The sequence below is a fragment of the Cyanobacteriota bacterium genome (assembly GCA_025054735.1).
Classification (GTDB): Bacteria; Cyanobacteriota; Cyanobacteriia; order SKYG9; family SKYG9; genus SKYG9.
This window is the reverse complement of the sequence record JANWZG010000167.1, coordinates 1-7838: the sequence shown is the minus strand read 5'-3', so window position 1 is coordinate 7838 and position 7838 is coordinate 1. Positions and strand designations below refer to the sequence as shown.

Genomic DNA, 7838 nt, shown 5'->3' with positions numbered 1-7838 from the left:
CAGCAATGGCAACGTAAGGAAATAATGAAAACTAATCAATATCGTGAATTTGTGCCCTAAAATTAATAATCTAGTTTTTCCATACTAATGCAGATGAACTAAGACCGTCCTTGTCAGTGGGGGTGTGTTTGGCTTGGCTGTTTGGTGTGGCTGACTAATCTGATACTTACAACTGGGAGGAGTTATGGTGCATCGCCCCATCACACTGGGTATTGTTGGCGATAGCGCGGCTGGTAAAACAACGCTGACACGAGGTATTGCTCAAGTGTTGGGATCAGATAACGTAACAGTGATCTGCACTGACGATTATCACCGCTACGATCGTAAACAACGGGCAGAACTGGGCATTACAGCGTTACACCCCGACTGTAACTACCTAGATATCATGCAGCAACATCTGTCCTTACTGCGGACAGGTCAACCGATTCTTAAACCCGTCTATAGTCACAAAACAGGTACATTTGAACCGCCAGAATACGTCAAGCCTAACAAGTTTGTCATCATCGAAGGGCTATTGGGCTATGCTACTCGTGCCGCCAGAGACTGCTACGATGTGAAAGTTTATCTAGCACCACCAGAAGATCTGCGTACCCGCTGGAAAATAAAGCGCGATACCATGAAGCGTGGATACACAGAGGAGCAGGTGTTAGCGGAACTGCAAAAGCGGGAGCCAGATTCAGAGGAGTTTATTCGACCTCAGCGCCGCTGGGCAGACTTAATCGTCAGTTTCTATCCACCCGCAGAGCCGGAGAAGCAAGTTGATGACGGCTTAAACGTGCGTTTAGTATTGCGACCCACTATCCCGCATCCAGATTTCACAGCCGTTATCGATCAGACAACAACGGATGGCAAATCGGCAATTCGCTTAGGACTCGATCGCGACATGGGCAAACCTGTCGATGTGTTAGAGATTGACAGCGGCACAACCGAAGATCAAGTCCTACAGCTAGAACATTTTATTTGCAGTGACTTGCCGAATCTAATCGGCTTTTGTAGCCGAGAAGCTAACCCAGAGTTAGGTAAGCTCACAGGCACCACAGGGGAAACACTGCAAAGCTACCCACTAGCACTAACCCAGTTGCTGATTGCCTACCACATGCTGAAGGCTACGCAAAGTCACCTTATGTAGCTACTATTCGCATCAATTGCCTATGGCGCTTTATAATTTGAGAGTGATGGACATGCCGCTCAGTGAGCGTCCACGAGAACGGCTAATGTCCCACGGGGCACAGGTACTATCCAATGCAGAACTAATAGCGATCTTGCTGGGTACGGGTCAAGGGCCTGGAAAGCTGTCGGCTGTAGGGCTAGGGCAATATATTCTGCAAGAGCTTGGTCACCATCAGCGTAACCCTCTAGAGGTCTTGCGAGAGATCAGCATCCAGGAGTTAACTAAGATTCCAGGAGTGGGGCCAGCTAAGGCTACAACTATTCTGGCAGCGCTGGAGTTGGGGAGACGAACCTTTCAAATTAGTGTGCTCGATCGTCCCTTAATCGATAGCCCTGCCGCTGCCGCAGCAGCCCTAAGCCATGACCTCATGTGGCAAGCTCAAGAGCGATTTGCTGTGCTGTTGCTGGATACTAGACATCGCCTCCTTGGGGTTAAGGTGATTACGATCGGCACCGCAACGGAAACCTTGGCACATCCGCGCGATATCTTTCGGGAAGTTATTCGCCAAGGTGCAACTCGGTTGATTGTGGCCCATAACCATCCCTCAGGTAACCTTGACCCTAGCCCTGAAGATCTGAATCTGACACGACAATTACTGACTGGTGCACAATTTCTCAATATCCCTCTGTTAGATCACGTGATTTTAGGCAACGGTGACCATCGTAGCTTGCGCCAGACAACTCGATTATGGGAAGAAGTGCCCCAGGGTGATTAATCCGAACATGGTGCAAACATAGTTATAACTGGCCACAGGCTAGCTAGAGCGTTTGCAGTAATACTAATTTCCCCAACTATGGCTACAGATGGCTGGTGATAAGGACTGAAGTTCTTACTACGAACTACTAATTTCCCCAACTATGGCTACAGATGGCTGGTGATAAGGACTGAAGTTCTTACTACGAACTAATACTGACTATGAACTAATAGGTTGTGTCGCTGGCTTTTGGAGAAGTGGTATGGAGGCTCTAGCTATAGCTGCAAGCTTCAACGGCAGTGATGTCTTAGCCAAGTAATTTGTGGCTTGTATCTGCTATTCAACTGATGTGAATTAAGGCGATTGTACTTTGCCAGGGAACTGTGCGATTTTTAAGATGTTGGCTGAAGACTTGATGCACCTTAGCCAGTGCCGTGCTGTCGAGGGAAGCAGACAGACGATCGGCATAGGTGAGGGTTTTAGAGGCAGCCGATCGCTGGAACCAACGTTGAATCAGCGCTGGAGTAATCATTAACTCTCCTAAGTTGTATTCCCAGTCTATGGTGATTGTCTGTGCAGGTAACTCGTGGGTTAGGCAAGCCGGGGTCCATTGCAGACTAGGATCACTGGCATAAGCAGCTTCCTCAGCAGTGACTAGCTGGTCATAGAGTTCCGCTGGCAACCAGTCTGGCTCCACTAATTGATACAAACGCTGAGCATAGTGAGGCAAGGTTTCTGCTAAGGTAATGCTGCCTGTGGGGTGAAGGTAAGGGACTAATTGCCTCAGCAGGGCAACATGCTCTGGATGATGACTAAGCAGATTACGTCCAATAACACGATCAATTACCCAAGGGTGAGCATCGGTACTCGTTTGTTGCCGGAGATAATGTGGGAGATCCAGTGGGGAACATATCCAAATCACAGGACGACTGAGTTCCGGCAGCATTGCAGCTTGTTCCTGTAAGGCCACTCCCTGATCTGCTGTCCATGCACAGGCATATACCCCTCCCTCTGGGGCACGCCGCACCCCTTCCCAGAGCAATAACCCACTGCCTGCATTCACATCCAAAATAATGTGATGGCGTTGGGGTTGGGCAAGGGCAAACAGGCGATCGCGCACTCGCCCTAACTTTTCACCAGCCCGACTGAGGGCACGCCGCAACCACCGATCAACACTAGAATCCGAGATGCCCACTGTGCATGTTTCCAGGGGAGTTGTGACTGGCCCTTCAGCTAACGCTGCAAGCTGAGCTTCTCGCCGCTGTGCCACTTGGGCTTGAAGTTGACGTTCATAGCCTTGATCAGAGGGCTGGTAGAAAACCTGTCCCTGCAATCCTGTGGGCAAATATTGCTGAGCAACCCAGTGATCTCGATAAGCATGGGGATAGAGATAACCTGCGCCATGTCCAAAGCCCTGTTTATCTCGATTAGCATCCTTCAGCGGAGAAGGAATATCTGCTGTCCGTTCTTTTTCCACAGTAGCTAGGGCATCAAAAAACCCCATAACACTGTTAGACTTAGGAGCCGTTGCTAGGTAGAGTGCTGCCTGAGCTAACGGATAGCGACCTTCGGGCATACCGATGCGATCAAATGCCTCTGCACAAGCATTGACTACCATTACCGCCTGGGGATCTGCCAATCCCACATCTTCGCTAGCAAGAATCAACATCCGGCGCAGGATGAAGCGCGGATCCTCCCCTGCATAGATCATGCGGGCTAGCCAGTACAATGCAGCATCAGGGTCAGACCCCCGTAGACTTTTGATGAAAGCGCTGATGGTGTCAAAGTGGGCATCCCCTTCTTTGTCGTAGAGGATGGCACGACGCTGAATGGAGTCTTCTGCGATCGCTAGGGTGATGTGAATGTTGCCATCAGGCTCTGGTGGTGTAGTCTCTACGGCTAGTTCTAAGGCATTGAGCAATGCCCTCGCATCACCATTGGCAACATTGACTAAGTGTTCCAGAGCATCTGGATCCAGAGTAACAGCACGATCGCCGTAACCCCGTTCTGCATCTGTCAATGCCTGGTGAACAACTTGGCGCAACTGGTCGGCAGTCAAGGGTCGAAGTTGGAACAGACGCGATCGACTAATCAACGCCTTGTTCACTTCAAAATAGGGATTTTCGGTGGTAGCACCAATCAACACAACTGTGCCATTCTCTACCCAAGGTAACAACGCATCTTGCTGAGCCTTGTTGAACCGATGAACTTCATCTACAAACAACAATGTACGCTGTTGATGACGCTGTTGACGCTCCTGCGCGGTAGCGATTGCCTCTCGAATCTCCTTGACCCCAGCCAATACAGCATTGATAGCAATAAAATGAGCGCGGGTAGTGTTGGCAATTACCCGTGCTAGGGTTGTCTTGCCCGTCCCGGGTGGCCCATAGAAAATCAGCGACGATAGCTGATCAGCCTGGATAGCCCGTCGCAATAACCGTCCCTGACCAAGGATTTCATCTTGCCCGATGAACTCTTCCAAGGTACGAGGACGCATTCTCGCTGCTAGTGGTTCAGACGGTGGAGTCAGAATCTTAGAGTAGTGACTAGGCTAGGAATGTTGCAGGAGGCGGTCAAATAAAAAGGCTGCCAAGGCAGAGAATAGTGTAATCCCCAATGCCAATAGGGGACTTTGCCCCAGAGCAACAGCAAAGGATGTAACAATACCGGCTCCGAGTGCTGCTGCTACTACGCCAGAAAGGGAGTCTTTGTTAGAGTCATGATTAAACATAGGAGTTCAACAGGAGTATAACGAAATAAATGGTGTAACTGATGTGCAGTTTGCAAATAAAAATTTTCGTCATAACACCTTATCACTCGACCTCCTGCATCTCCTACTCCAAAGAAGATTTTGCAATTAAGCTTCAGATTTGGCTACATTTCTTAACTAGAGTTTGCTATGTTTCTTAACTAACTTGGATAGTGAATAATGCCTACGATCGCCGATCTTCGTCGAGACTATACCCTGGCAGGTCTTGATGAATCTCAAGTCCATGTAGACCCTATACAGCAGTTTCGCCAGTGGTTTGACCAAGCTGTAGCGGCCAATTTGCCTGAACCCAACGCCATGACCCTGGCAACCGCCACTCCTGACGGCATTCCTAACGCTCGGATTGTGTTGCTCAAAGACTTAGATGAGCGAGGGTTTGTGTTCTATACCAACTACCATAGCCAAAAGGGGCAAGAGCTAGCGGCTAATCCGCGCGCAGTGCTGGTGTTTCTGTGGACAGAGCTAGAGCGCCAAGTCCGAGTTGGGGGTGCTGTTGAGCAAGTGTCGGCTGAAGAGTCAGATGCCTATTTTCAGAGCCGTCCCTTGGGGAGTCGGCTAGGGGCTTGGGCATCGGCACAGAGTCAAGTTATTGCCAATCGTGCTCAATTGGAACAACAACTGATCACGGTTACTAATACCTACGCTGATGGTCATGTACCTCGGCCTCCACACTGGGGTGGTTATCGGGTGATGCCAACAACGATCGAGTTCTGGCAAGGTCGCCCAAATCGGCTGCACGACCGCCTCCTCTATTCTCGTCAAGCGGATGGCACTTGGACAATCAGTCGTCTGTCACCCTAGGCTGCTAACGCTAGCGTGATCAACCACAGCAGTCCTGGCACAATAACTGAATATGAGTTTCTGTAACGTTTTTGTGGATTGACTGCTCACATGAGCGAGAATGACGATCGTTCAGATTATGCAGTTCAAACTACCTATGAAACTTTCTCCTGCTGTTCAGCCCGAAACTGAAACCCGCGCACGAATTTTGCGGGCAGCAGAGCGGTTGTTTGCTAGTCGAGGTTATGACGGCACTAGTACCCGTGACTTAGCAGACTTGGCAGGTGTTGCAGAGGGAACTCTATTTCGCCACTTCCCCAACAAGAAGGCAATTTTGATCGAGATTGCCACCCAAGGATGGGTAGAGTTGCTGACCGATTTGTTAACTGAGCTGAGTGAAATGGGTAGCTATAAGGCAGTTTCTCAGGTGATGCGGCGGCGAATGCTGAACCTGCACAAGAACAGTGATATTATGCGAATCTGTTTCATGGAAGCGCAGTTTCATCCAGAGTTGCGCGATCGCATTCAAGCTGAAGTTATCGATAAGATGATGGATGTAGCTGAAGCCTTCTTTCAAACAGCTATGGATCGTGGCACCTACCGCAAGATAAATCCTAAAGTGGTATCACGAGTATTTGTAGGCATGTTTGCGATCGCAGGCTTTAGTCAAAACACCATCATGCACGACACCTCTCCTCAAGCCATGCAGGAAATGGCGGAAGGCATTGCTGATATTTTCCTCAATGGTGTGCTAGCCAAGTAAATAGCCCAGGTAAATATGGTGATGGGGCTAGGCTAATGTGAGAGAGGCCAACGGTTAGTGCGAGTGAAGGCTTAAGTCTGCGCTACAAACCTCCGTTGCGATTATGTCCTACTATTACCTCTCTACACTACGGCTACGGATAGCTTGTAGTAAGGACTTAAGTCCTTACTACGAACGAATGGTTACGTTGCTGGCCTTTGGAGAATGGGTATAGTCTTCCTCTAGAATGCCACGTAAGTTGATAAGCATGATCGGGGATGCCCGTCAGTTTAGCTCCCAATCTCTCTAAGGGGAAAACTAGCCTCTGTCACTAGCCTTTAGAAGCCAAAGGGTAAACCTGGTATACCTAAACCGGGCACATTCAAACTAGGAACATTGATAGGAAAAGGTACGCCGGGGAAGAGGTTTTGGAAACTACGTTGCACATCCTGAAGGCCGGGGATTGGTACAGAGAAGCCGTTGAACAGTGCTCCTGTCAGAATAGACTCAAACTCTTGCTGAGTCATTTTCTCCACGGGGCTAAAGATTCCCTGGGAAGGGTTATAGGCAACTTTCTCACCTGACTTTACAACTGTAATCTTATTTTCCCTCGTTGATGCAGGTTGTCTAGGTGAGCTACTAGGCTGGCTTTGGAGGGAGGCTAGTTTGGGTGCCGTCGGTACTGATAGACCCGGTGGAAGCTGCTTAATGCGTGAAGTTGGTAGCTGAGGGCTTACACCAGAACCAACAGGCTTAATGGAACCAGTAGGGTCAATTATGTCCATAAAGCTGGTTTCTGGCTCTTCAGGAATGATAATCTGCTCAGATGCAACAGTGACTTCCCCTTCCAAGACTCTCACAATGGTCTGATCATTGTCATCCACTTCCAGTAAGTAGGTAGTGCCTCAAACACCAGCAACGACCGATGATGAACAACTACTAGCAGGGCCGCTGACTAAAATCTGTCCGCGCCGAATTTGGGCACAGCGATCGCCTACTGTCAACACCGAGTTCTTACCTAGCCGTCCTACGGCACCGTTGTTGAACAAAATCGCTGCCCGCGCATCTCGAGTCATAACTTTTTGGCCACGCCTAGCTTGGTCATTCACCTTAGCCTGTCGGCTTTGGATGAATACTTGGTTACCGTCTAAAATCTCTGAAATAGTGGCTAGGTTTGCTCCAGACTGAGCTGCGATCGGCTGTGAATGACTGACAATCGCTAGACTGAAACAAACAAGCCCGAGTAAACTAATGCTCAACTGGCGGAGCGTCTTGTGCATCCGTCTCCCCGACAATAACTGGAATCTCATGATGACGACCTCATGTACCTGAATGATTTTGATTAACCCAGATACACCCTGTTTCTGGTTACTACCAATCAACAGCTCAACTCAGACACACCCTGGTGTAATGGTTACTTCACTCAAGTGAAGCGCTACTCCGAAAATATGCTCAGTTTCGTGGTGTGAAATGTTTGGTGTGACACTCGTTATAGCGTCAACTCTCTAAAGGCCAGTTACTAGAAGTGTTAAACGCTGATTTAAAGCGAAGAGGTTGAACCACTTCATGGATTATCCTACAGATGATGTGTACTGGCTCTGGCAAAAGTTTGCTGCTATACCTCCATCATCAAGCAATAAGGCTGTAGGGGTACTCAACTGCTAAGAATGGTGACGTTTTA

Annotated in this window: 8 protein-coding genes; 4 read left to right on the top strand and 4 right to left on the bottom strand. The window is 49.0% G+C overall.

Annotated elements, in window-relative coordinates; all coding sequences use genetic code 11:
- Positions 1 to 187 precede the first annotated feature (187 nt).
- Together NZ772_09645 and radC are read left to right on the top strand one after the other, a co-directional pair.
- Positions 188 to 1129 (top strand): phosphoribulokinase, encoded by a 942-nt coding sequence (locus tag NZ772_09645; GenBank protein MCS6813817.1) that lies wholly within the window; start codon positions 188 to 190, stop codon positions 1127 to 1129.
- A gap of 22 nt (positions 1130 to 1151) precedes the next feature.
- Positions 1152 to 1886 carry a DNA repair protein RadC gene (gene radC, locus NZ772_09640; GenBank protein ID MCS6813816.1) on the top strand — a complete coding sequence of 245 codons (735 nt, stop codon included), beginning with the start codon at positions 1152 to 1154 and terminating at the stop codon, positions 1884 to 1886.
- 319 nt (positions 1887 to 2205) lie between these two features.
- On the opposite strand, the gene NZ772_09635 is transcribed toward radC, so the two are convergent.
- Together NZ772_09635 and NZ772_09630 are read right to left on the bottom strand one after the other, a co-directional pair.
- Positions 2206 to 4398: an AAA family ATPase gene (locus tag NZ772_09635; protein MCS6813815.1), complete on the bottom strand. Its 2193-nt coding sequence runs from the start codon at positions 4396 to 4398 to the stop codon at positions 2206 to 2208.
- Between the two features lie 18 nt (positions 4399 to 4416).
- The gene (locus tag NZ772_09630; protein ID MCS6813814.1) at positions 4417 to 4596 is read right to left on the bottom strand and encodes a hypothetical protein; all 180 of its coding nucleotides are present in this window, start codon (positions 4594 to 4596) and stop codon (positions 4417 to 4419) included.
- A gap of 195 nt (positions 4597 to 4791) precedes the next feature.
- On the opposite strand from NZ772_09630, the gene pdxH reads away from it, so the two are divergent.
- On the top strand, positions 4792 to 5436 hold the full coding sequence (gene pdxH / locus NZ772_09625; GenBank protein ID MCS6813813.1) for a pyridoxamine 5'-phosphate oxidase: 645 nt from the start codon (positions 4792 to 4794) through the stop codon (positions 5434 to 5436).
- 136 nt (positions 5437 to 5572) lie between these two features.
- Positions 5573 to 6178, top strand: a complete 606-nt coding sequence (locus NZ772_09620) for a TetR/AcrR family transcriptional regulator (GenBank protein MCS6813812.1) — start codon at positions 5573 to 5575, stop codon at positions 6176 to 6178.
- A 317-nt stretch (positions 6179 to 6495) separates the two neighbouring features.
- On the opposite strand, the gene NZ772_09615 is transcribed toward NZ772_09620, so the two are convergent.
- Complete coding sequence (locus NZ772_09615; protein MCS6813811.1) at positions 6496 to 7041, bottom strand: hypothetical protein; 546 nt, start codon at positions 7039 to 7041, stop codon at positions 6496 to 6498.
- Positions 7042 to 7062: 21 nt separating this feature from the next.
- Positions 7063 to 7467 carry a hypothetical protein gene (locus NZ772_09610; protein ID MCS6813810.1) on the bottom strand — a complete coding sequence of 135 codons (405 nt, stop codon included), beginning with the start codon at positions 7465 to 7467 and terminating at the stop codon, positions 7063 to 7065.
- Positions 7468 to 7838 lie beyond the last annotated feature (371 nt).